This is a genomic window from Pseudoalteromonas sp. SIMBA_162 (assembly GCF_046535955.1).
GTDB classification, from domain to species: Bacteria; Pseudomonadota; Gammaproteobacteria; order Enterobacterales; family Alteromonadaceae; genus Pseudoalteromonas; species Pseudoalteromonas marina.
Genome location: NZ_JAWJBQ010000870.1, coordinates 1 through 250, shown reverse-complemented (window position 1 = coordinate 250; position 250 = coordinate 1). Strand labels below are relative to the sequence as shown.

The 250-nt window shown below is 45.6% G+C and carries 1 pseudogene; it reads right to left on the bottom strand.

Annotation, left to right across the window (positions count from 1 at the left end):
• Positions 1 to 144, bottom strand: a pseudogene (locus R0J88_RS22180) (hypothetical protein); the annotation flags it as partial.
• Positions 145 to 250 lie beyond the last annotated feature (106 nt).

Genomic DNA, 250 nt, shown 5'->3' with positions numbered 1-250 from the left:
ATCACCACCTTCGTCGTAGGTGAAAGAGATCATTTTACCAACACGCCAAACTTTTTTGATTTTAGAGATGTCAACTTCTTTTTCTTCACCTTTGTATTTGAATTTAACGGTCGCACCACCACCACCGGTACCAGATTTTTTGATGTTCAGCCAAGAGGTCAGACCGGTCTGTTTGGTTTTCTGCCAACGCAGGTCTTCTTTACGGTAACCGAAACCTTCCAGGATACGCAGAACCGCCGGCAGAACCTGG